Source organism: Thalassococcus halodurans, assembly GCF_900108225.1.
Classification (GTDB): Bacteria; Pseudomonadota; Alphaproteobacteria; order Rhodobacterales; family Rhodobacteraceae; genus Thalassococcus; species Thalassococcus halodurans.
This window is the reverse complement of sequence record NZ_FNUZ01000005.1, coordinates 24,732-46,937: the sequence shown is the minus strand read 5'-3', so window position 1 is coordinate 46,937 and position 22,206 is coordinate 24,732. Positions and strand designations below refer to the sequence as shown.

The following is a 22,206-nucleotide window of genomic DNA, read 5'->3' as shown; positions in this document are numbered from 1 at the left end:
CTAGTTTTTCAGGCGATATCCGCTGCGGAACATGAGCCATGCGACGGTCAGGATGGCGGCTGTTGCCGCAAAGGCCACGGCAAAGCCCAAGGCCGGGTTGCTGTCTGATGTGCCGATCATGCCGTAGCGTGCGCCGTCGATCAGGTAGAAGATCGGGTTCACATGGGTGATTTCGCGCAGGATCGGCGGCAGGGCGCTGACCGAGTAGAAGGTGCCTGACAGGAAGGCCAGCGGCGTGACGATGAAGTTGGTGATTGCGGCCATCTGGTCGAATTTGTCGGCGAAGACACCGGCCACCATGCCGAGGCCTGACAGGAACGCCGCGCCGAGGATGACAAAGCCTGCCATGATCAGCGGGTGTTGCGGCCAGAGGCCCAGCGTCAGGCCGAAGCCCAGTGAGATGACAACAGCGACGATGGCGCCGCGCATCACACCGCCTGCGAGATACCCCAGCACCATTTCCGCGCCCGAAAGCGGGGGCATGAGGGTGTCGACGATGTTGCCCTGCACCTTGGAGATCACGATCGAAGACGAGCAGTTGGCGAAAGCGTTCTGGATCACCGTCATCATCAGGATGCCTGGTGCGATGAAGTGGGTGAAAGGCACGCCCATTACATCGCCGCGGCGGGGGCCGATGGCGATGGAAAAGATCACCATGAAAAGACCTGCTGTGACCAGCGGTGCCAGCAGTGTTTGCGTCCAGACATTGAGGAACCGTAGGGCTTCGCGCTGGGCCAACGTGTAGAGCCCAAGCCAGTTTACCTTGCCAAAGCGACGGGTTCCTTGGGAATAACGTGCTGTTTCGCTCATATCCTGCCTTTCTGACGTCTTCTTGCGGCTTGTAACTCGGGTTTGAGTGATTAGAATAGAGCCTTGACCGGAATTTTCAGGCGGCCCGCAAAATCTGGGCCGCTTTTTCAATAAGGAAGCTTCATGTCCTGGACCGACGAGCGTGTAGAACTTCTGAAGAAGATGTGGGGCGAAGGCCAATCCGCAAGCCAGATCGCGAAAGAACTGGGCGGTGTGACGCGGAACGCCGTTATCGGCAAGGTGCATCGTCTTGGCCTGTCGAACCGTGCGGGTTCGACATCTTCGTCTTCTTCGGACAGCTCAGCCACGAAGGCAGAAGCCAAGCCTAAGGCAAAGGCCGCGGCGCCCAAAGCGGCACCCGCGCCGAAGCCAGCTGCGGACAGCAAGCCCGATCTGAAGACCGAAAGCGCCGAGCCGCGCGCGCTGCCGATTTCGGCGCGCAACAAGATCATTCCCGCGGGCCAGCCGCTGCCGCCGCAGCCCTCTGCCAACGAGATCAGCCCCGAGGCGCTGGCCAAGGTGAACGAGGTCGAGAAGAAAGCCAAGAAGCTGAGCCTGATGGAGCTGACCGAGCGGACCTGCAAATGGCCGGTGGGTGACCCCGCGACAGAACACTTCTGGTTCTGCGGTCTGCCGGTTCAGCAGGGCAAGCCCTATTGCGAGGCCCACGTGGGCGTTGCGTTCCAGCCGATGTCGTCGCGTCGCGACCGTCGCCGCTAAGCGTTCCCGCCGTGTGATTTAGATGCACGGCAGTTTTGAATTCAGGGCCATGCGTGATACGCGTGGCCCGTTTTACTTCCCCGCCTCTGACCACTCTGCCACCTGATAGGCCGCCTCCATGTCCCAGAACCCGCCTGATCTTCGCCCCGACCTTGCCCGTGCCCGCATCAGCGAAACGCGGCGCGATGGGCAGCCGACCATCGGCATGGTGTCTTTGGGCTGTCCCAAGGCGCTGGTGGATAGCGAACGCATCCTGACGCGGCTGCGGGCCGAGGGTTACGGTATCTCGGCGGATTATAGCGGTGCCGATGCGGTGATTGTGAACACCTGCGGGTTTCTGGACAGCGCCAAGGCCGAAAGCCTTGAGGCGATTGGCGAGGCGCTGAATGAAAACGGCAAGGTCATCGTGACCGGCTGTCTGGGGGCCGAGCCCGAGTATATCACTGGCGTGCATCCCAAGGTTCTGGCGGTCACCGGCCCGCATCAGTACGAACAGGTTCTGGATGCGGTTCATGGTGCTGTGCCGCCCGATCCTGATCCCTTTGTGGATCTTCTGCCGGCCTCGGGTGTTAGCCTGACACCGCGCCACTACAGCTATCTGAAAATCTCGGAAGGCTGTAACCACGCCTGCAAGTTCTGCATCATCCCCGACATGCGCGGCAAACTGGCGTCGCGCCCCCATCGCGCTGTGATGCGCGAAGCAGAGAAGCTGGTCGAGGCTGGTGTCAAAGAGCTGCTGGTGATTTCGCAGGATACTTCGGCCTACGGGACGGACTGGAAAGATCGCGACGTGAAGTTCCCGATCACCGATCTGGCGCGCGATCTGGGATCGTTGGGCGCTTGGGTGCGGATGCACTACGTCTATCCGTACCCCCATGTGCGTGACATGATCCCGCTGATGGCCGAGGGCAAGGTGCTGCCCTATCTGGATATCCCGTTCCAGCACGCACATCCCGAGACACTGAAGCGCATGGCCCGTCCGGCGGCGGCATCGCGGACCTTGGATGAAATTCAGGCGTGGCGCGATATCTGTCCGGACATCACCCTGCGGTCGACCTTTATCGTGGGCTATCCGGGCGAGACCGAGGAAGAGTTCCAGACGCTGCTGGATTGGCTGGACGAAGCGCAGTTGGATCGTGTCGGTTGCTTCCAATATGAAAACGTGGATGGGGCGCGGTCGAACGCCTTGCCGGATCATGTGCCCGAAGACGTGAAGCAGGATCGCTGGGACCGTTTCATGCAAAAGGCGCAGGCGATTTCCGAGGCGAAACTGGCCGCCAAAGTGGGTCAGACCATGGATGTGATCGTTGATCTGGTCGAAGACGATGCTGCCACCTGCCGGACCAAAGCGGATGCGCCGGAGATCGACGGAAACCTGTTTGTCGACGAAGGTCACGAGGCGCTTCAACCAGGGCAAATCGTGACGGTCGAGGTGGACGAGGCCAGCGAGTACGATCTCTGGGGTCGAATCGTCTGACGCTAATCCGAGACATTTTCGGGCTTGAATGTATAAGAAATTACAGGTTTTCGTCTAAATTTGTGTCGAAAAAGCCCAGTTTCGGGTCTGATCGTATCTGCAACTAAAGACAAAATACTATCGAAAGTTTATCTTTCGCTATGTGAGCGCGATCCTTTTTCGGGTCGAGGTTTGGACCGGGGACTTCCAGTAGCGGTTTTTCTTTCCTTCGGGAAAGACTTTTGACTTTGGCCCGTTTGGGTGAGCGTGGTTTCGAGTGTTGGCGCGTCCCTTGGGGCGCCCCGTTTCAATTTCCGGGGGACGGGTTAGCGCTGTGCTTGGGGCGTCGAATGCCCCAGCCGCTGGTGCGTTTTGCAGCGGTCTTAAGCTCGATCTGGCCGATCGGTGCCGCCGCCTCGCGCGGCTGTGTCGGGTCGCCCAGCAAACCAAGCGACATTGCCAGAGCCGCCAGTTCAGCGCGGGTATGCAGGCCCGTATTTCTGGACATTGACGTCATGCGCTGACGCACGGCGGACACTGTCACGCCAAGACAGTCCGCGATTTCACGATCCTTCAGCCCCTCGCCCAGCAGGCGCAGGATATCGCATTGTTTTTCGGTGATATTGGCGCCTGTGCTGAATTCACGAAGTTGCGTTGTGATCAGCTTGGTAAAACCGACCAGCGCCACAGTTTGCAGGGCCCAGCCATGGGCCCGCAGAATGGCCAGTGTCTCGCGCCGCGATGCGTCACCACTAAATGACAGGGTGCCCTTGTAAGGCGGCGCATGCATGCTGACCGGCACCACAAAACTTGAGGTCAGGCCATTGCTGGCGGCGGCCTCATAGGCGCTTACTAAAGGGGCGGTTATTTTGGTGTGGTTGTCCAGAAATTGCTGGCCCGCAAGGCGTGGCGTCAGCCCTTGGGTCAGGGGCGCGCGGAATTCGGTCCAGGGGCAGTGATGCAACGTGTCAAACGCGCGATCAAGCCAGTCGGAATTGTAGTTCTTCCATACGTTGGCGGCCCGATCTGCTTGGTGGGGTGCTTTATAGACCAGATCCACGTGGGGAAGTCGCACAGTCGTTCCCAACTGTAGGATGGTCGCCCAGACTTCCTTGCTGGTTTTTGCCAGATCCAGTTCGCGCAGCGTGGTCTGTAAAAGTTCGGGCACATGTCCATCCGTGACGCCGGGCTGGCGCCACGCAGGAAATGTGCTCTCAGGGCTCGGCATGATCCAGATGCAGCTTGATGTCGATCAGGACCTTTTGTAGCGCGACCGTTTCTTTCAGAATACGCTGCGCTTCGTTCGCCGTAATCGTGCCGTCGGTGATCGAGGCATGATATTCGGTCATCAGCATGGCAAAGCGGCGCGACAGGCGGATGACGTCTTCGTTCACGTCGCCTTTGACGGTCGTCTGCTCATTCCGTCGCGACGCGGTCACGTCCAGTTCGAAACCACCCAGTTCGGCCAGCGCCACAGACACATGCGGGAAGGACGCGGCCGCTTCGAGTGCTGCCACCGCATCAACGGGCATGAACCGTTCTGCATGCTCATCGTGGGGCGAATAATACCGTCCCAGAGTTGCTTTGGATTTGCCGGTCAATTCACAAGCGGCTTCAATGCCCACGTCTTTCACGAGTGCTTCTGTATGTTTTTTCAAATACCTGCCGACCTGCGACATTGTCACTCCTTATTGGGGTGTGGCCCATTTCGTTTCGCTTATTAGCAGCGGACGTTTCGGACTTCTATGGTGTTTAGTGTCTGACGTTTGGAAAGTCTTCTAATTATTCCAAAACAAGAGTGAAAGAAAAACTTTAATTTCACAGCCTTGCTCTTGTTTTGCGGGTCGTGCATCAGAACACCATGGCAAAGCTTTACTTCATGTACTCCACGATGAACGCAGGGAAATCGACCCTGTTGCTTCAGGCGGCACATAACTACGAAGAACGCGGGATGGCTGTGATGCTGCTGACGGCGTCTTTCGATTCACGTGCGGGAACGGGCCGGATCGGGTCGCGGATCGGTTTGGGGCGCGATGCGGAAACCTTTGACAGCACCACAGAATTGTTCAACCGGATCGGTGAACGCGTCGGGCAGGGGCCTTTGGCCTGTGTATTCGTGGACGAAGCGCAGTTTCTAACCGAAGAACAGGTCTGGCAACTGGCGCGGGTGGCAGACGATCTGGGCGTGCCTGTGATGTGTTATGGCCTGCGCGTCGATTTTCAGGGCAAGCTGTTTCCGGGATCTTCTGCGCTTCTGGCGCTGGCTGATGACATGCGTGAGGTCCGCACAATTTGCCACTGTGGTCGCAAGGCCACGATGGTGGTGCGCCATGACGAAAACGGCAAAGTGATGAAAGACGGCGATCAGGTGCAGATCGGCGGCAACGAAACCTACGTTAGCCTGTGCCGAAAACATTGGCGCGAAGAGGTGTCGGATTGATATCAGCGAATATCCGATGAAATTGTTTTCGGAATAGATCGAATATCAGCAGTATATTGGCTGTTAATTGAATGGCTTAATTTTTTATTCGATTTCCCACATATTTAATACGTGTGATTTAATTTGCTCAATTAACCGATTGGTCAAAAAACTGAGGGACCACTATTGGGGTAACCGAGTACATCGCTTTCGCAGGAAGGGCGCTGGAATACCTTACCTTTGGGGCGCTTGGGAAATCCTCAGGCGCGTTCCACCAGAACCGAGCCGACGGAATAACCCGCCCCGAACGAACAGATCACACCTTTGTCGCCCGGCTTCAGGTCATCGGAATGCTTGGCAAAGGCGATGATCGATCCTGCGGATGACGTGTTGGCGTAGTCTTGCAGGATGTTCGGCTGTTCTTCCGGCTCTGGCACGCGGCCCAGAACCTTTTTGCCGATAAAATCGTTCATCGACTTATTCGCCTGATGCAACCACATGCGTTTGAGGTCGCCTGCGGTCCAACCCTCTTCTTCCATGTGGCCACCGATGTGGCCTGCGACCAGCGGCAGAACCTCTTTGAACACCTTGCGGCCGTTCTGCATGAACTGCATGTCGCGGCGGTCTTCCATCTGGTTGTGCGTGCGACGCAGGAAGCCGTTGTTGTTGCGGATGTTGTTGGAAAACTGGGTGCCGCAGCGCGTTGAATGCACGACGAAATGCGCGCCCTGCGCATCCTCGGCCCGTTCCAGAACCACAGCCGTCGCCACATCGCCAAAGATGAAGTGGCAGTCACGGTCACGCCATTCCAGATGGCCCGAAGTGATTTCAGGCGACACAACAATCGCCCGGCGGACGCTGCCGGAGCGGATCATGTCAGCGGCGGCCTGAATACCGAATGTGGCCGACGAACAGGCAACGTTCATATCAAAGGCAAAGCCACCGGCCCCAAGCGCCTGCTGGATTTCGATCGCAATCGCGGGGTAGGCGCGTTCGTGGTTCGATGCGGCGCAGATAATCAGATCAACGCCTTCAGCTTCGCGGCCTGCGTTTTCCAGCGCGATCTGGCAGGCCTTCACGCCGATCTCGGCCATGATGGACAGTTCTTCATCAGAGCGTGGGGCAAAATTCGGGTACATGCGGGCTGGGTCCAGCACGCCCTCTTTTTCCATCACATAGCGCTGCTCAATGCCCGATGCGGAAAAGATGAAATCCGAGCTGGAGTGCGGTTTCGCCTCAACCGTACCAGCGGCAATCTCGTCTGCATGGGTTTCATTGAACAGATCGGCATGGGCGTTATAGGACGCCACGAGTTCGTCATTGGTGATGATGTTCTCGGGCGTGAAAACGCCGCTGCCGGTGATCGCTGGTTGATGCATGTCTGCCTCCAAAGGTCTATCGACCAAACCGCAAACATGGACCTAAGGTCAAGACGCGCCGCAGCGTCAATGCATCCGTGATCCGTTCGGCACCGTTTGATCCGGCGACAGCAGCACGACTCCGCCGTCTTCGTCAGAACAGCCAAGGGTCAGGACCTCGGACATGAACGGCCCGATCTGGCGGGGCGGAAAGTTCACGACGGCCATGACCTGACGACCAACCAGCGTTTCGGGCGTGTAGTGCGCCGTGATCTGGGCCGATGTCTTCTTTTCCCCGATCTCAGGGCCGAAATCGATCCAGAGCTTGATCGCGGGTTTGCGGGCCTCGGGGAAGGGTTCAGCGCGGACAACGGTGCCCGCGCGTATGTCGACCTTTAGAAAGTCGTCAAAGCTGATCTCAGCCATTGGCCAGTTCCTTGGACCGGTTCGCCGCTGCCGCCACGGTTTTGCGCATAAGATCGGGCAGGCCATTGTCCGTGTTCATCAACACCTCAAGCCCCGCCTGTGTGGTGCCGTTGGGCGAGGTCACGTTGATCCGCAACTGTTCGGGGCTGTCATCAGACTGCATCGCCAGCGCGCCAGCACCGGCGACCGTGGCCATGGCCAGTTTCATCGACAGCTCTGCCGACAATCCCTGTGCCTCGCCTGCCGCGGCCATGCATTCGATCATGTGAAAGACATAGGCCGGGCCCGAACCGGACAGGCCGGTGACGGCATCCATCTGTGCCTCATCCTCAAGCCGCACGACCTGACCGACGGCGGACAACAGCAGCTCGGCCTGATCTAGTTGTGCGTCTGTGGTGCGGGCGTTGCCGATGATGGCGGTGATGCCTTGGGCAATGGCGGCGGGGGTGTTGGGCATTGCGCGGATGATGGGCGTGTCATCGCCAAGCAGGTCTTCGAAGCCCGCAATCGGGATGCCTGCCGCGACGGACAGGAACACTGTGTCGCTGTGCGCCATATGCGCCATGCTGGGCAGGGCCGCCTTCATGATTTGCGGTTTGACGGCGACCAGAACAATCGCGGGCGAGGCAGGCAAATCGGTGTTCAGGTGAATGCCCTGTGCCTTAAGCCAGTCTGACGGATTAGGGTCCGAGACCCAGACGCTGCTGGCGGGTAATCCCCGTTCCAGCCAACCGGCCAACATGGCCGAGCCCATCTTGCCGCATCCCAAAAGGACAAGTCCCCGATGGGCGATATCGCTGTCTTGCATCTGTGCCTCCTGCCGTTTGTCGCTTGGATCAAGCGTTACGCGGCATGAAAGCGGGCTGCAAGGGTCGCGGCCTGACCCGCCCCGTATCAAAGGGGCGCGGACATACTCTTGTAACGCCTGTGATCAGGCGGTGCCGTACGCTTCGGCAATCGCGATCTGCATCGCCTCTTTCGGGGGGCGGTTGCCCCAGCAGATCAACTGGAACGCGGGGTAGTAGCGTTCAGCCGACAGAACTGCTGCGTTGATCATCGTGTCGATCTGATCGGGGCTGGCCACCTGACCACCCGCCAGAACCAGACCGTAGCGGTAGACCATCAGTTTCTGGTCGGTCCAGTAGGAAAACGAACCGGCCCAGCACTGGTCGTTGACGCGGTTCAACCCGTCGTACAGCGCTGGAAGTGTGTCTTCCGGAGGCTCCATTTCAAAGGTACAGATCAGACGAAGCGTTTCGTCATATGCACACCACGCCAACGTGATCGAATAGGTCCGCCACTGGCCTTCTACAGCCATTGCGATCTGATCGTCGCCGATACGGTCGAAATCCCAATCGTGATGATTGGCAATGTGTTCGACGATGTCGATGGGGTGAATGTCTTCTTCGAGATACTGCTCGGACAGTGCCATGCGCCACCTCTTTTCTTTTAGCCGAGGGACTGGCAGCGTCCCCAAAGGCTAGGTGCCTGCTCTAGGATCAGCGGGGATTTCCGCTGTCCTTACTAGATATGGTGCATGTGGTAGGGGCATTCTGTAAAGCGATATTTTTGTGAAACACGCAATAAGTTGTGGAGAAAGACCCAAGTTGTTCAATATGCAGGCTGTGGGTAACTTTCGCCCTGTGGGTAAGTTTGTGGATAAATCGCAGGTGGTTGTGTCTGTTTGGTTGATCGAATTCCTGTCATTTCGACCAATGCACTTTTTTCTTCTGGGTCGCATATGTCAGGCTTTCGCGAATAAGGCCTTTAGTAAATGCAGAGGCAGATTTTGGGCGCTTTAGAAGTACTTTATTACATTATTTTTGGTGTGATTGTCGCTTACGCTGCTTGGGATGCGCGCCGTAAGCATAAACGTCGTGACAGTCTGCGTCGGAGGGACGATGGCACCTATGTCTGGACCGACTTTGATGGCACTGAACGGACATCCCGCACGCACCCAGAGAAAAAAGGCGGCGAATGGTATGTCGATGGTTCCAGCGGTGATGGTGGGGGCGATGGCGGCGACTAGGCCTCATTTGATCCACTTACCGATTTTCCAGTGCTCCGCGTAGGGCTGTCTGCCCCGTTTACTCATCAAACGTCAGTGTAACGCGGTCGCCGGGAAACCATGTTTTGCCGAACTCAACCGGCGTGCCCTGATCATCCACGTTGACCGACGTCGAAAAGACCAGCGGCGCACCTTGGGCGATTTGTAGCGCGGCGGCTTGGGTTGCGGTGGCAGCGGTGGCCGAGATGCGTGTCGAGGCGCGGGTGTAGTCGGTCACACCGCATGCTTCCAAGGCTTTGGTCACGCTGGAATGGGCGGCCAATGCGCCAGCAAATCCGGGCAGGCGATCTGCGGGGTAGGTGCTTTGAAACATCGCGACAGGCAGGGCATCGGCCAGTGATATACCGGTGCTGACGACCACAGGCGCGCCTGTTTCAAGTTGCAGCAGCCGAGCCTCGGATGCGTCACAGGCGCGAGTTTCGATGGACAGATGCGACTTGGTCGGGCGCTGGCCTGACGCGGTGATGTTCTGGTGAAAACGCACCCGCTTGCCGATGGGGTATTCCGTAGGTTTGGCCAGAACAAAGGTCCCCGCGCCGCGCCGTGAATGGGCGATCTTGGCATCAATCAGATGGGACAGCGCCTGACGCACCGTATGGCGATTGACGCCAAAGCGCGCGGCCAGTTCGGCCTCGGTCGGAAGCTTGTCGCCCGGCTTGTAGTGCCCCGCCGCGATCGCGCCGCGCAGGTCGTTTGCGATGGATTCCCAAAGGGGTGTTTTGCGGTCCGAAGGCATAGCGAAACCTTGTGGCAAATCTTTTGCTGGACCTAAAGCAAATTTTCATATTTGTATAGTTGTATAGTAATTGGCCGAGTCGAGATTGCTATGGAATGCATCGATTTCAAAGAAACTGAGTGGCAGCAGGGCGGTCTTGGGCCGAGGGGGCAGGATTATTGCCGTTCGCAGGAAGGCCGAATGGTGGGCCTAGTCGCCGCCATCCCCGCCGCCATCGCCTCCACAGCCGTCGCCCCAGCCCGAAAACCAGCTGCCGCCGTCGCTATAGCTGCTACCATCATCGCCGCGCCGCGATCCGCCAAGTATCCGGTTCAGCACCGCAAAGGCGAACACGAAGACCAGCACAAACAACATCACGTAATATTCCATGATCCACATCCTATGAACAAATGGCCTTGTTTTCTGAATGAAGACAGCTTTGCATATCCACGCTTTCAAACAAAGCATGGGTGCGAAATAGGCCGCTCAGCGCGTCAGGGTCGGGGCCGATGACAGGCCGGATGATCATATTTGTCGGCCCGTCCGGTGTCGGGAAAGACAGCGTGATCGCGGCGCTTTTTAGGGCACGGCCCGAAATCGCATGGGTGAAGCGGGCCATCACGCGGCCACATGACGATGGCAGCGAACCCCAGATCCTTATGACCGAGGATGATTTTCTGGATGCGAAAGCCAGCGGGGCCTTTTGCATGACGTGGCAGTCGCACGGGTTGCACTATGGCGTGCCGCGAGCGGTTCTTGATCAGTTGGCTATGGGGCAGGATATGGTTGCCAACCTGTCACGCGCCATGCTGCCCGAGGCGCGTCGCGTGTTTCCCGACATGGTCGTCTTTAACGTCACAGCAAGCGCCGAAATCTTGCGCCTGCGTCTGGAGCAGCGCGGGCGGGAAACGCCCGAGGGCATCGCCGCGCGGCTTGGTCGTGCTGATGCGGAAATTCCACAAGGTGTCGGGGTGATCAACGTGTCGAACGACGGGGCGATAGAAGATACGCTGGCCGTCGTTTTGGGGCATCTTCATCCGGAAAAGGTGTAGCGATGGATCGTTTGGAACATCCCGTCCGCCCGTTCTCCCACCAGCGCGATGCCCTGCAGGGCATAGGGTTGCGGCAAGTCCGGCAAGGCGCTGTCCAGCGCGGCCAGAACATCGTCGCGGTCTGCGTCCTTGACCGAACCGGTCAGGGTCATGTGAAAGCGGAATTCGTTCAGCACATAGGGATAGCCCCACTTTTCCAACAGCGCGTCTTGCGCATCGGTCAGACGGTGTTTGCGGCGGCGGGCCAGTTCATCGTCGGTCAAAGGTGCGCGCAGATGGTCAAGCTCGGTCACGCAGGCCGCGGCCATGGCGTTCAGCGCGGTCACATCGCCGGTCGGGCAAAGCGCGTGGAACCGTCCGATCTGGGACAGGGCCAAGGATTGCAGGTGGACAGGCGCAAAGCTGCAGGCGAATTCAGCCATCGCGTCTTCCACATCCCTTTGCGACACGCCATCGGCCAACCTGAACGGCGGTTTGATCGTCGCATGAAACCCGTATTTGCGCGGCTTGTTCGTGATTTTTTCGATCCTGTCACCCAGCGGATCCACGCGGGGCTGTGCTACGGGCGCGCCCTGATCCACATCCCAGCCCAACCAGGTTGCGCCGAATTCGGCCAGATCGCCTTCGGGCAAAAAGTAAACCGCAAAGCGCGAGTATTCTGACATGGACATGCATTCCTCTATTATGGCCTCGATGGCGCTTCAGGATGATCCTCAAATGACATGTGACGGCGTTTTGGCCAATGCGCATATTGTATTGCCTGATCGGGTGATGCGCGGACGTGTCGAAATCGACAATGGCACGATTGCCGCGATTGTCGAAGGCGACAAGGTGCCTGCGGGGGCGGTGGATTTCCGCGGCGACTATCTGCTGCCGGGGTTGGTTGAATTGCACACCGACAATCTGGAACGTCACATGCAACCGCGACCCAAGGTCCAATGGCCACACGAGGCCGCCATTCTGGCCCATGACGGCGAACTGGCGTCTTGCGGGGTGACCACGGTGTTCGATGCGATGCGGGTCGGGTCGATCGCCAGCCAAGAAGGCCGCTATACCGAATACGCCCGTGATCTGGCGTCGGAAATGCTGGCGCTTCGGGATGCAGGGGCGCTGCGCATCCGTCATCTATTGCATCTGCGGGCCGAGGTTTGCTCGGAAACCCTGCTGGCGGAAATGGCCAAGTTCGGACCGGATGACCGGATCGGACTGGTCAGCTTGATGGATCACACGCCGGGCCAGCGCCAGTTTCGCGATATGGCCAAGCTGGAACAATACGTGCGCGGCAAGCACAATATGAATGGCGAACAGTTCATCGCACATGTCGCCAGCCTCAAAAGCCTGCGCGACCGTTTTGGCGACGCGCATGAGGCAGGGGCAATTGCCAATGCAGACCGTTTTGGCGCTGTGCTGGCCAGCCATGACGACACGACCGCCGAACAGGTCGCGCGATCGGCGGCGCACGGGATCAAGCTGGCTGAATTCCCCACCACGGTCGAGGCCGCGCAAGCCTGCCACGATCACGGGATCGCCGTGATGATGGGCGCGCCCAATGTCATTCGCGGCGGGTCGCATTCGGGCAACGTATCAGCGCTGGAACTGGCCGAGATGGGGCTGCTGGATATTCTGTCGTCCGATTATGTGCCCTACGGCCTGATCGTTGCGGCCTTCAGATTGGCCGAGATGTGGGGCGATCTGCCCCGTGCGGTGCGCACCGTGACCGCCGCGCCTGCAACAGCGGTCGGGTTGATGGATCGTGGCCGGATCGCCGAGGGCCGCAAGGCCGATGTGATCCGTGTCGGCACGCGTGGCAACACGCCGATTGTGCGCGGCACATGGGTGGCAGGACTTCAGGTTTGATAATCCGAAAGGGTTAGTCAAACGCACTACAATTCACGGGTGTCTGACCGTTCTCATGCATAGGTTGCGCTGCCTGACCCCTCGCGCCCCCGCTGCCGGCTTTGGCCGAAAGCACAGAGGTCAGGTTGCGCCATCGCAGGAGGCGTTTGATGATTGGAAACCGTGGACCAGTGGCCTGTGTTGGCCTTAACAGCGTAACCGCCTTTTTACCGCTCAACCCTGAAACGATCCGCCGGAATCTGGATTTTTCCGCTTTCGGGACCAATTCTATCCGAAAGACTGGGGGAAAAGCTCCTTCTAGTCTTGAGGATTTGCAGAATTTTTCGCACTAACGCCTGAATCCCCAGCCACGCCGCAGGAGGTCCCGTGTCGCTACTTCTAATTGTTGCCCTTCCATTTCTGGGCGCGCTTCTTCCAGGTATTCTGAACTCTGCCGGACGTCAGGCCTGTGCTGGCGGAACGCTTGCGGTCACGCTGACTGCCTTGATCGGGTTGATATCCAACATCCCCGATCTGATGGCCGGAGAGGTGATCACCCAACGGTTTGAATGGCTTCCTGCCTTGGGGTTGAATGTGACCCTGATGCTGGATCCGCTTGGTGCGTTCTTTGCGGCGCTGATCCTCGGCATCGGGACGCTGATCATCATTTACGGGCGCTATTACCTGTCGCGGAATGACAATATGGGTGAGTTCTTCACCTATCTGCTGCTGTTCCAGGGCGCGATGGTGGGCATCGTTCTGTCCGACAACATCCTGCTGTTGCTGGTGTTCTGGGAACTGACATCTTTGTCGTCCTTCCTTCTGATCGGCTATTGGAAACACCTGCCCGAAGGCCGTCAGGGCGCGCGTATGGCGCTGACTGTGACGGGTATGGGCGGTCTGGCGATGATCGGGGGCATGATGATCCTTGGTCAGATCGCAGGATCGTATGATCTGAGCGTCATTCTGCAGAACCGCGAGGCGATCCAGTCGTCCGACCTGTACGTGCCTGCGCTGATCCTGATCCTGTTGGGCTGTTTCACCAAATCCGCGCAGTTCCCGTTCCATTTCTGGCTGCCCCACGCGATGGCGGCGCCGACGCCGGTTTCGGCCTATCTGCACTCGGCTACGATGGTGAAGGCCGGTATCTTCCTGATGGCGCGGATGTGGCCGGTTCTGTCCGGCACGCCCGAGTGGTTCTACATCGTGACGACCGCGGGCCTGATCACCATGGTTCTGGGCGCGGTGATTGCGCTGTTCAAACACGATCTAAAGGCGCTTCTGGCGTTTTCGACCGTGTCGCATCTGGGCCTGATCACCATGCTGTTGGGCACAGGTACGGCCTTTGGTGTGCTGACGGCGGTCTTCCACATCCTGAACCACGCGACGTTCAAGGCGGCGCTCTTTATGTCGGCAGGTATTGTCGATCACGAGGCGCACACACGTGACATCCGCCGCCTTGGCGGTCTGCGTCACCTGATGCCGATCACGGCAGCAATCGCAACTGTCGCGGCGCTGTCGATGGCGGGTATCCCACTGTTCAACGGCTTCATCTCGAAGGAAATGATGCTGGAGGAAACGCTGGAGACGCAGTTGTTCGGGCCGCATTGGCTGGTCCCTGCGATTGCCACGTTCGGCGCGCTATTCTCGGCGGCCTATTCCTTCCGCTTTATCGTACACACCTTCTTTGGTCCCAAGCGCGACGATTATCCGGGCCATCCGCATGATCCGAACAAAGGCATGTGGTTCTCGCCCGCGCTGTTGGTGACGCTGGTTGTTATCATCGGTGTCGCACCGTTCCTGGTCGAGCCGCTGGTCAAGACAGTCGCTGGCGCAGTTCTGGGCGGTGTCTATGCAGTGCCCGATTATCACCTTGCGATCTGGCACGGCTTTAAACCGCCGCTTTATATGTCGATGATCGCGGTTGCGGGTGGTCTGATCCTGCTGGCAATGCACAAAGGTGCGCAGGCGGCATGGGATGCCACCCCGCGCCCCGAGGCCAAGACGATCTTCGAAGGCATCATCGCGTTCTTTGCGGGTCTTGCGGAAAAGATCACGGCCACCCTGCATGACGGCGCGTTCACCCGCTACGCGGCGATCCTGTCGCTGACTATCACGGCACTGGCGGGGCACGCATGGATGACCGGCAATTCCGGTGGCCGCGTGTTCGAACCGCAGCCGATGACCGAGGTCGCCTTGCTGGGCTGGGTGGCGCTGGTCGCGGCGACGCTGTTCCTTGTGTTCAAACACCGTGATCGTCTGGTTGCCCTGATCCTGATGGGCATCATCGGCACAGTCGTATCCGTCGGCTTCGCCTATTTCAGCGCGCCTGACCTTGCGATGACGCAGATCTCGGTCGAGGTGGTGACGATCATCCTGATGCTGTTGGCGCTGAACTTCCTGCCGGATGTGACGCCTGCTGAAAGCAGCGCCGGTCACAAGCTGGGCAATGCCGTTGTCGCCGTGTTGGGCGGTCTGGGTGCCGCGGCGCTAACCTATCATCTGTTGCTGGGCGATTTCGTGCAGAATTCGATCTCGGAATACCATCTGGCGAATTCCTACAAAGGCGGCGGAGGTACCAACGTTGTGAACGTCATCCTCGTTGATTTCCGTGGCTTTGATACCTTCGGCGAAATCATCGTTCTGGGGATCGCGGCGCTGGTCATCTATGCGCTGACAGAAACGTTGCTGAACGGCCCTGTGCGGGCGCGGTTGTTGAACCGTGTGCCGGACAAGCCGCTGGCGGGCGACCGTCACCCGACGATGATGGTTGTTCTGACACGCATCATGATGCCGGTTGTTCTGCTGGTGGGTGTCTACATCTTCCTGCGCGGTCACAACGAACCGGGTGGCGGCTTTATCGCCGGTCTGGTCGTCGCGATTGCGGTGGTGATGCAGTATATGGCGTCGGGTTTCGCATGGGCGTCTGATCGTCAGCGGTATCCGTACCACGGGATCATTGGCGCAGGTGTTCTGGCGGCTGGCCTGACGGGGATCGGCGCGTGGTTCACAGGCCACGAATTCCTGACATCGTCGTTCGGTTACTTCCGCATCCCGCCGATGGAAAAGTTCGAACTGGCCTCGGCCATGGGCTTTGACCTTGGCGTGTTCCTTGCGGTTGTCGGTGCGGTGATGCTGTCGCTTGAAAGCTTCTCGCGTCTGGCGCGCCGTGCGCATGTGCCGGACAGCGATTACCCGATGGATATCGATCCGTCCCGCGAAGAAGAAACTCCCAACCAAGAAGGAGCTGCGTGATATGGAACTGCTTGTCGCAAGTGCAATTGGCATCCTGACAGCCGCAGGGCTGTATCTGGCGATGCGCCTTCGGACCTTTCCGGTCATCATCGGCATGTCGCTTCTGACCTACGCGGTGAACATCTTTCTGTTCGCATCCGGTGGTCTGACAGTGGGCGCGCCGCCGATCCTGTCGGATGCAACAACCTACACCGATCCGCTGCCGCAGGCGCTGGTTCTGACCGCGATCGTGATTTCCTTTGGTATGACGGCGGTTGTCGTGGTCATCGCCTTGGGCGCCTATCTGGGGGCCAATGATGATCACGTGAACGATCTGGACGAAAAGGAGGGTCAGGCATGAGCCACTGGATTGCTTTGCCCATCGTCCTTCCGGCGATGCTGGCGGCCTTTATCGTTCTGGTCGCGCGTTTCCATCTGACCATCCAGCGGGTGTTCAACCTTGCCGGCACCACGGCGCTGGTGGCTTTGGCCGCCGGTCTGGCGTGGAATGCCTCTGACGGCACGATCACGCTGTATCAAATGGGCGACTGGGCCGCGCCGTTCGGCATCGTTCTGGTGGGCGACCGCCTGTCGACGATGATGGTTCTGCTGACGGCCGTTCTGGCGATGTGTGTTCTGCTTTATGCCATCGGTTCTGGCTGGGACAAACGCGGGCAGCATTTCCATGCGCTGTTCCAGTTCCAGCTGATGGGCATCATGGGCGCGTTCCTGACGGGCGACTTGTTCAACCTGTTTGTCTTCTTCGAAGTGCTGCTGATCGCCTCTTACGGTCTGATGATCCACGGTGGCGGCACCAAGCGCCTGAAGGCGGGTACGCAATACGTGCTGTATAACCTGCTGGGCTCGACCCTGTTCCTGTTCGCGCTGGGCGCGCTTTATGCGGAAACCGGTACGCTGAACATGGCCGATCTGGCGAACCGCGTCGCGGCGATCCAGTCTGAGGGCAGCGCAGGTATCCGCGTGGCGGCTGTTCTGCTGATCTTGGTATTCGCGATCAAGGCGGCGATTGCGCCGATCCACTTCTGGCTGCCGTCGTCCTATGCCGAGGCCCCCGGTCCGGTGGCCGCGCTGTTTGCGATCATGACCAAGGTCGGTGCCTATGCGATCATCCGCACCTACACGATGGTCTTCCCGCCCGAGTTGGAGATCACTCAAGGACTGTTCGATACGTGGCTGATGCCGCTGGGTCTGATCGGCCTTGTCGTCGGCATGGTTGGCGTTCTGGGTGCGAAACAGCTGGATCGTCTGGTGGCTTTTTCTGTCATCGGGTCGATGGGCATGCTGACCACGGCTGTATCGCTGTTCACCGAAACTGGCATCACTGCCGCGCTTTATTATGTGGTGCATTCCACACTGGCGACCGCAGCACTGTTCCTGATTGTCGATCAGGTGCGTGAACAGCGGGGCGAGGCGGGGCTGGCGCTGACTGCGACCAAACCGATCCAGAGTGCGGCCTTGTTGTCGGGCATGTTCTTTGTCGCGGCGATTGCGATGGCGGGCTTGCCGCCGCTGTCTGGATTTGTCGGCAAGCTTCTGATCCTGAACGCCACCTATTCGTCCGAACTGGTCGTCTGGGCGTGGGCCGTGATCCTTGGCACATCGCTGATTGCTGTGGTCGGTTTCGGTCGTGCGGGCTCCACCGTGTTCTGGAAGGCCCGTCAGGTTGCAGACACCGAAGAACCGTCCGAGGATGTCCCGGAGCAGCCCAAGGCACCGGTTCTGCCGTTCGTCGCCATCGGCATGCTGATTGCGCTGATCGTGGCTCATACGGTTCTGGCCGGTCCGATCAACCGCTATCTGGCGGCGACCTCGGCCCAGTTGTTTGCACCGCAGCCCTATATTTCCGAAGTTCTGGAAACACCGGGCAAGGACCTGTCCAATGCGCATGACAAAGACTACGGCGACAAAAAAGACGACGCCCACGGCGTAGCAGACGAGAAGGAGGGACACTGATATGGCGCGTTCAGTCCTGCGACGGCTTTTGCCGCACCCTGCACTGACCCTGATCCTTATTCTGGTCTGGGCGATCCTGAATTCCAGCCTCAGCCTTGGGACCATCGTGTTCGGTGCGATCCTTGGCATCCTGATCCCGCAGGCAACGGTGGCCTACTGGCCGGACGTGCCGCGCGGTATCCGCTTTGGCAAGCTGGTCAGCTACACGCTGTTGGTGGTCTGGGATATTCTGGTGGCCAACGTTCAGGTCGCGTGGATCGTGATGACCAAACCGAACGCCAAGATGAAATCCACGTGGGTCAACGTCCCGCTGGATATCAAAACGCCCGAAGCGATCACCATGCTGGCGGGCACCATCACCCTGACTCCCGGCACCGTGTCTGCCGATTTGTCGGACGAAGGCCACTGCCTGCTGGTTCACGCACTGGATGCAGAAGATGCAGACGCTGTGCGCGACGATATCAAACAGCGCTACGAGGCCCGCCTGAAGGAGATTTTCGAATGATGTCACCCGAAGTCTTTGCCGACTACGCGTTGATGATCGCCTTTGTGGCGGTGTCGGTCAGCCAGCTTTTGGCGATGGTGCGTCTGGTGATCGGGCCGGGGGCGGGGGACCGTATCCTTGCGCTTGATACCATGGTGATCAACGGCATCGGTCTGATCGTTCTTGTGGGGCTCTATCAGGGCACACAGGTTTATTTCGAAGCGGCGCTGATCTTTGCCATGCTGGGCTTTGTGTCCACCGTGGCCTATGCGCGCTTCTTGCTGCGGGGGGACATCATCGAATGACCGGTTTTGCTGACATTCTGATCGGGCTTAGCCTGCTGATCGGGGCGCTGTTCACCTTTGTGGGCTCTTTTGGCTTGCTGAAGCTGGATATGCCGATGAAGCGCCTGCATGGCCCGACCAAGGCTGGTACTTTGGGAATTGGTGCGTTGCTGATGGCGGCGATGATCGATTCCTTTCTGAGCGGGCACGGCACCATCCAGCACATCCTGATCATGGCCTTCCTGTTTGTGACCGCGCCCATTTCGGCGCTGTTCATCGCCAAGGTGCATATCCATACCGGCACCTGTCAAAAGCCGCCGCAGCCCAGTGAGGATTCCCAATGGGCGACCAAGGCGGTGGTCGACACGCAGGAAACCTAAGCATCGAAACAAAGGCAGGCCCCACTTCGGGGCCTGTTGCGTTTGAACGTCGGCTGGTAGATTTTTCCGGCAAAGTTTCCCGTCGGAATGGCGCGGGGTTTGCAGGCATCGTAGGGTAACAAGTGGACACCCAACGATGAAAAAAGCAGTCACAATGTTCCGACTATTTGCAGGCCAGCCTTTCGGCAAAACCGTTCTTTCCCTGATCGCCCTGTTGGTGATCGGGTTGATTGGCATGACGCATAGTGCTTCGGCCCAAGCGCGGGAAAAGCTGGGTTACGGGCTTTTGCTGACCAACGACACGTTGGGTGATTTCGAGGATCGCTGGCAGACAGGGTCCATCACCGCAAGCCGTATCTGGGGGCCTGCGTGGATGGGCGAACTGCCGACCGAGGCGGGCGCCATTCTGGAATTGCGCAGCCATGGTCGGGTGATCGGTCCGTCCAACCTTGTGTATTTCAACCCCGACGACCGCCGCTATGCGGGCATCGTGTCCTTCGGTCTGCACACCCATTTCCAGCGGGGCGGGGCGGACATTGCGCTTGGCACCGATCTGGTGATGACTGGTCCGCAGACCGGCGTGTCACAGGTGCAGACGGCCATGCACGACATCATGGGGATCAACCCGCCCAGCCAGTCGGTTCTGTCGAACCAGATCGAAAACGGGTTTCATCCCACCTTTGTGGGCGAAGTCGGGCGCGGTTACAGCCTTGGGTCTATCGCCGAGGTGCGCCCCTTTGCGGAACTGCGTGTGGGCGACGAAACCCTAGGACGCGTCGGTTTTGATCTGACGTTCGGCCAGTATGGGCAGGGCGGTCTGCTGGTCCGCGATCCTGTGACAGGGCATCGCTACGAGGTGATCCGTGGCGGACAGGACGGCTTTTCGTTCTTGCTGGGTGGTGACCTGACCCAGATGGAAAGCAGCATCTATCTTCCCGAGAGCACAGGCCCCGAAATGGAAGAAACCCGCGCCCGTCTGCGGGCAGGGGGCAATTTCCAGCGTGGCAACCTGAGCCTTTTCTACGGCACGTCGTGGTTGCAAGAGGAATTTGAGGGCCAACCCGAGGGTCAGTTTGTGGGTGCCACCCAGCTCAAATTCTCATTTTGACTGTGTTTCGCGGCAAAGTTGCATGATTTGTTGCATTTACGCACCACAATTCCTGACCAATTCGTTAATTTTGAGTTAATTGCTTTGCGTTGTCCTTTGATAAATCACTAACTTTTGATATACGTTTAAAAAACAAAAAAACGACAAAACAACGAGCAGGCATACAGGCACATGGGGACTGACTATAGGGGCACCTTCGTGGTCTCTTGGTCGCAAACTAGTGTGGATGGGTTGGATGCAGCGCCACTGGCGTCTCTGATTGTTGGGGCTTCTTGGTCTTGGCAAGGGGAACCGGTATGCGTAGACGGCCCGAGTTCCATACTGCGGCTGGAGCAAACCGAAGACATGGTGAAAAACCGGCGCCGTGCGGCACGCATGGTGCATCGACTTGTCGGTGCAGCGCTGGAAAACAAACCGTTCGTCGCGGAACCCGAGACGGACTTCACCCAGATGGACCAACACTTTGTGGTCTCAAACGGGGTGCAAAGCTATACGATCACGCTGATTGATACAGGCAATGGCACGCAGCCGTTGCTGATGTTTGCGGGCGAACAGCCGCCGCGGAACACCGATTTGTGGATCGTGCATCATACGATTGATCAACGCCATTTCCCGTCCGTTGAGGGGCGCACGGGTGGTGTGATCTGCTTTACGCCCGGTACACGGATCATGACCGAATACGGCGAGCGTCCGGTGGAAGACCTGCGCGAAGGCGATCTGGTTCAGACCAAAGACAGCGGTTTGCAGGAAATCCTGTGGACGGGTGCGCGTCGTATGACTGGCGCACGTCTGTTTGCGATGCCGAAACTGCGTCCCGTGCGTATCCGCGCCGGTGCTTTCGGGATCGGACGGCCTGAGGATGAATTCCTTGTCTCGCCGGAGCATCGTCTGATCGTGCGCGGGGCAGTGGCCCAATCGCTGTTTAATGAACGCGAAGTGCTGGTCGCCGCGAAAGACCTGATCAACGGCGAAACCATCATTCAGGATTCAGCAATGCGCGAGGTGACCTATGTGCACCTGATGCTGCCGAAGCATGAAGTGATCTTTGCCAATGGCGTGGAAACCGAAAGCTTCCATCCGGCCATGGCGTCGCTGTCTTCGCTGGATTCGCACGACCGTACGCGCCTGTTGGATCTGATGCCCAAGCTGTCGGACAACCCCTACAGCTATGGTCAGTCGGCGCGTCGCAACCTGATCACATCCGAGGCCGCAATCCTGATGCACGAAGCGGGTTAACAACGTCGTCTTTGTTTAACGAGTGACCCGCTTCGGTGTGATTATTCGCGGATTTCATCCGGTTTGACGCCCCAAAAGGCGTTCTTCGGGGCCCAGCCATCATAGCCGCCGGCCTCGACACGGCACCATGTTGCGGTGCATTCATCCAGCTTGGCGATCACGCCCAACGCCAGACGCGCCGTGACCTGTGACCGTTCATCAGGTTTGGCGTAAAGATCCAGCATATCGCGTTCCACGATCACAGTGCGCACACCGCTGAGAAGTGAATAGTGCACCCAGCCGCCCGCGCCATCACGGTCGCGCACGCGGCGCCAGTGTCCGAATTCGGCGGTGATTTCCAGCGGCATGTCGCGGCGCACATAGACCCAATCGATCCGGTGGCTCAGCGATGGGCCGCGACGCACGTTGCCCTCGGATGCTTTCATCGACACAAAGCGGGGCAAAGGCAGGTTCGTCACCGACCCGCGCGCATCCTGCGCCACTGTGGCTACAGGCGCCAGCATCAGGGCGGCGATCAGCCCCAAAGCTTTCACTTTCGTCATCATTTGCTGTCCTGCTCTAGTTTTTCCGGCGGGGTTCTTGTGCCCCGTCCCGACTTAAGACACTCTGCCTTTAAAGCCGTTTCAGGGAAAGCCCGAGGATCTTT

At 58.7% G+C, this 22,206-nt stretch carries 25 protein-coding genes; 14 read left to right on the top strand and 11 right to left on the bottom strand.

The window, feature by feature from the left end; all coding sequences use genetic code 11:
* Positions 1 to 810 (bottom strand): ABC transporter permease, encoded by an 810-nt coding sequence (locus tag C4S59_RS14745; RefSeq protein ID WP_103911295.1) that lies wholly within the window; start codon positions 808 to 810, stop codon positions 1 to 3.
* A 123-nt stretch (positions 811 to 933) separates the two neighbouring features.
* On the opposite strand from C4S59_RS14745, the gene C4S59_RS14740 reads away from it, so the two are divergent.
* Positions 934 to 1,530 (top strand): GcrA family cell cycle regulator, encoded by a 597-nt coding sequence (locus C4S59_RS14740; protein WP_103911294.1) that lies wholly within the window; start codon positions 934 to 936, stop codon positions 1,528 to 1,530.
* A 118-nt stretch (positions 1,531 to 1,648) separates the two neighbouring features.
* Complete coding sequence (rimO, locus tag C4S59_RS14735; protein ID WP_103911293.1) at positions 1,649 to 3,007, top strand: 30S ribosomal protein S12 methylthiotransferase RimO; 1,359 nt, start codon at positions 1,649 to 1,651, stop codon at positions 3,005 to 3,007.
* A 286-nt stretch (positions 3,008 to 3,293) separates the two neighbouring features.
* On the opposite strand, the gene C4S59_RS14730 is transcribed toward rimO, so the two are convergent.
* Together C4S59_RS14730 and C4S59_RS14725 are read right to left on the bottom strand one after the other, a co-directional pair.
* On the bottom strand, positions 3,294 to 4,154 hold the full coding sequence (locus C4S59_RS14730) for a helix-turn-helix transcriptional regulator (protein ID WP_160006904.1): 861 nt from the start codon (positions 4,152 to 4,154) through the stop codon (positions 3,294 to 3,296).
* A gap of 46 nt (positions 4,155 to 4,200) precedes the next feature.
* Positions 4,201 to 4,665 carry a hypothetical protein gene (locus C4S59_RS14725; RefSeq protein ID WP_103911291.1) on the bottom strand — a complete coding sequence of 155 codons (465 nt, stop codon included), beginning with the start codon at positions 4,663 to 4,665 and terminating at the stop codon, positions 4,201 to 4,203.
* A gap of 182 nt (positions 4,666 to 4,847) precedes the next feature.
* Between C4S59_RS14725 and C4S59_RS14720 the strand changes: the two genes are divergently transcribed.
* Positions 4,848 to 5,426: a thymidine kinase gene (locus C4S59_RS14720; RefSeq protein WP_103911290.1), complete on the top strand. Its 579-nt coding sequence runs from the start codon at positions 4,848 to 4,850 to the stop codon at positions 5,424 to 5,426.
* A 239-nt stretch (positions 5,427 to 5,665) separates the two neighbouring features.
* On the opposite strand, the gene C4S59_RS14715 is transcribed toward C4S59_RS14720, so the two are convergent.
* From C4S59_RS14715 to C4S59_RS14700, 4 genes are all read right to left on the bottom strand, one after another.
* Complete coding sequence (locus tag C4S59_RS14715) at positions 5,666 to 6,784, bottom strand: beta-ketoacyl-ACP synthase III (RefSeq protein ID WP_103911289.1); 1,119 nt, start codon at positions 6,782 to 6,784, stop codon at positions 5,666 to 5,668.
* Between the two features lie 66 nt (positions 6,785 to 6,850).
* Positions 6,851 to 7,189 (bottom strand): tRNA-binding protein, encoded by a 339-nt coding sequence (locus tag C4S59_RS14710; RefSeq protein WP_103911288.1) that lies wholly within the window; start codon positions 7,187 to 7,189, stop codon positions 6,851 to 6,853.
* Complete coding sequence (proC, locus tag C4S59_RS14705) at positions 7,182 to 7,997, bottom strand: pyrroline-5-carboxylate reductase (protein ID WP_103911287.1); 816 nt, start codon at positions 7,995 to 7,997, stop codon at positions 7,182 to 7,184. The genes C4S59_RS14710 and proC overlap by 8 nt, the downstream gene beginning before the upstream one ends.
* 123 nt (positions 7,998 to 8,120) lie before the next feature.
* Positions 8,121 to 8,621, bottom strand: a complete 501-nt coding sequence (locus C4S59_RS14700; protein ID WP_103911286.1) for a type III secretion system chaperone family protein — start codon at positions 8,619 to 8,621, stop codon at positions 8,121 to 8,123.
* A gap of 342 nt (positions 8,622 to 8,963) precedes the next feature.
* On the opposite strand from C4S59_RS14700, the gene C4S59_RS14695 reads away from it, so the two are divergent.
* A complete protein-coding gene (locus tag C4S59_RS14695; protein WP_103911285.1) occupies positions 8,964 to 9,218 on the top strand; it encodes a hypothetical protein in 255 nt (84 codons plus the stop codon).
* 58 nt (positions 9,219 to 9,276) lie between these two features.
* Here the strand turns inward: C4S59_RS14695 and phnF are convergent, their stop codons facing one another.
* Positions 9,277 to 9,993: a phosphonate metabolism transcriptional regulator PhnF gene (phnF, locus tag C4S59_RS14690; RefSeq protein WP_103911284.1), complete on the bottom strand. Its 717-nt coding sequence runs from the start codon at positions 9,991 to 9,993 to the stop codon at positions 9,277 to 9,279.
* Positions 9,994 to 10,182: 189 nt separating this feature from the next.
* Entirely contained in the window at positions 10,183 to 10,362 is a 180-nt protein-coding gene (locus C4S59_RS14685; protein ID WP_146064548.1) for a hypothetical protein, read from the bottom strand.
* Positions 10,363 to 10,493: 131 nt separating this feature from the next.
* Between C4S59_RS14685 and phnN the strand changes: the two genes are divergently transcribed.
* Positions 10,494 to 11,024, top strand: coding sequence for a phosphonate metabolism protein/1,5-bisphosphokinase (PRPP-forming) PhnN (gene phnN, locus C4S59_RS14680; protein WP_160006901.1), 531 nt, complete (start codon positions 10,494 to 10,496; stop codon positions 11,022 to 11,024).
* On the opposite strand, the gene C4S59_RS14675 is transcribed toward phnN, so the two are convergent.
* Complete coding sequence (locus C4S59_RS14675; protein WP_103911281.1) at positions 11,006 to 11,689, bottom strand: DUF1045 domain-containing protein; 684 nt, start codon at positions 11,687 to 11,689, stop codon at positions 11,006 to 11,008. The two genes, phnN and C4S59_RS14675, sit on opposite strands and share 19 nt — an antisense overlap.
* 52 nt (positions 11,690 to 11,741) lie before the next feature.
* Between C4S59_RS14675 and C4S59_RS14670 the strand changes: the two genes are divergently transcribed.
* The 9 genes from C4S59_RS14670 to C4S59_RS14630 all read left to right on the top strand — a co-directional run bounded on the left by C4S59_RS14670 (position 11,742) and on the right by C4S59_RS14630 (position 21,560).
* Entirely contained in the window at positions 11,742 to 12,881 is a 1,140-nt protein-coding gene (locus C4S59_RS14670) for an alpha-D-ribose 1-methylphosphonate 5-triphosphate diphosphatase (protein WP_103911489.1), read from the top strand.
* 366 nt (positions 12,882 to 13,247) lie between these two features.
* Positions 13,248 to 16,115 carry a monovalent cation/H+ antiporter subunit A gene (locus C4S59_RS14665; protein WP_103911280.1) on the top strand — a complete coding sequence of 956 codons (2,868 nt, stop codon included), beginning with the start codon at positions 13,248 to 13,250 and terminating at the stop codon, positions 16,113 to 16,115.
* A 1-nt stretch (position 16,116) separates the two neighbouring features.
* The gene (locus C4S59_RS14660; RefSeq protein ID WP_103911279.1) at positions 16,117 to 16,455 is read left to right on the top strand and encodes a Na+/H+ antiporter subunit C; all 339 of its coding nucleotides are present in this window, start codon (positions 16,117 to 16,119) and stop codon (positions 16,453 to 16,455) included.
* Entirely contained in the window at positions 16,452 to 18,068 is a 1,617-nt protein-coding gene (locus C4S59_RS14655; RefSeq protein WP_103911278.1) for a monovalent cation/H+ antiporter subunit D, read from the top strand. The genes C4S59_RS14660 and C4S59_RS14655 overlap by 4 nt, the downstream gene beginning before the upstream one ends.
* A 1-nt stretch (position 18,069) precedes the next feature.
* A complete protein-coding gene (locus C4S59_RS14650; RefSeq protein WP_103911277.1) occupies positions 18,070 to 18,573 on the top strand; it encodes a Na+/H+ antiporter subunit E in 504 nt (167 codons plus the stop codon).
* Positions 18,573 to 18,857: a K+/H+ antiporter subunit F gene (locus C4S59_RS14645; protein WP_200813239.1), complete on the top strand. Its 285-nt coding sequence runs from the start codon at positions 18,573 to 18,575 to the stop codon at positions 18,855 to 18,857. The genes C4S59_RS14650 and C4S59_RS14645 overlap by 1 nt, the downstream gene beginning before the upstream one ends.
* A complete protein-coding gene (locus tag C4S59_RS14640) occupies positions 18,854 to 19,216 on the top strand; it encodes a cation:proton antiporter (protein ID WP_103911275.1) in 363 nt (120 codons plus the stop codon). The genes C4S59_RS14645 and C4S59_RS14640 overlap by 4 nt, the downstream gene beginning before the upstream one ends.
* Before the next feature lie 136 nt (positions 19,217 to 19,352).
* Positions 19,353 to 20,324: a lipid A-modifier LpxR family protein gene (locus tag C4S59_RS14635; protein WP_234994785.1), complete on the top strand. Its 972-nt coding sequence runs from the start codon at positions 19,353 to 19,355 to the stop codon at positions 20,322 to 20,324.
* Between the two features lie 171 nt (positions 20,325 to 20,495).
* On the top strand, positions 20,496 to 21,560 hold the full coding sequence (locus C4S59_RS14630; RefSeq protein WP_103911274.1) for a Hint domain-containing protein: 1,065 nt from the start codon (positions 20,496 to 20,498) through the stop codon (positions 21,558 to 21,560).
* 41 nt (positions 21,561 to 21,601) lie between these two features.
* Here the strand turns inward: C4S59_RS14630 and C4S59_RS14625 are convergent, their stop codons facing one another.
* Positions 21,602 to 22,102, bottom strand: a complete 501-nt coding sequence (locus tag C4S59_RS14625; RefSeq protein ID WP_103911487.1) for an SH3 domain-containing protein — start codon at positions 22,100 to 22,102, stop codon at positions 21,602 to 21,604.
* Positions 22,103 to 22,206 lie beyond the last annotated feature (104 nt).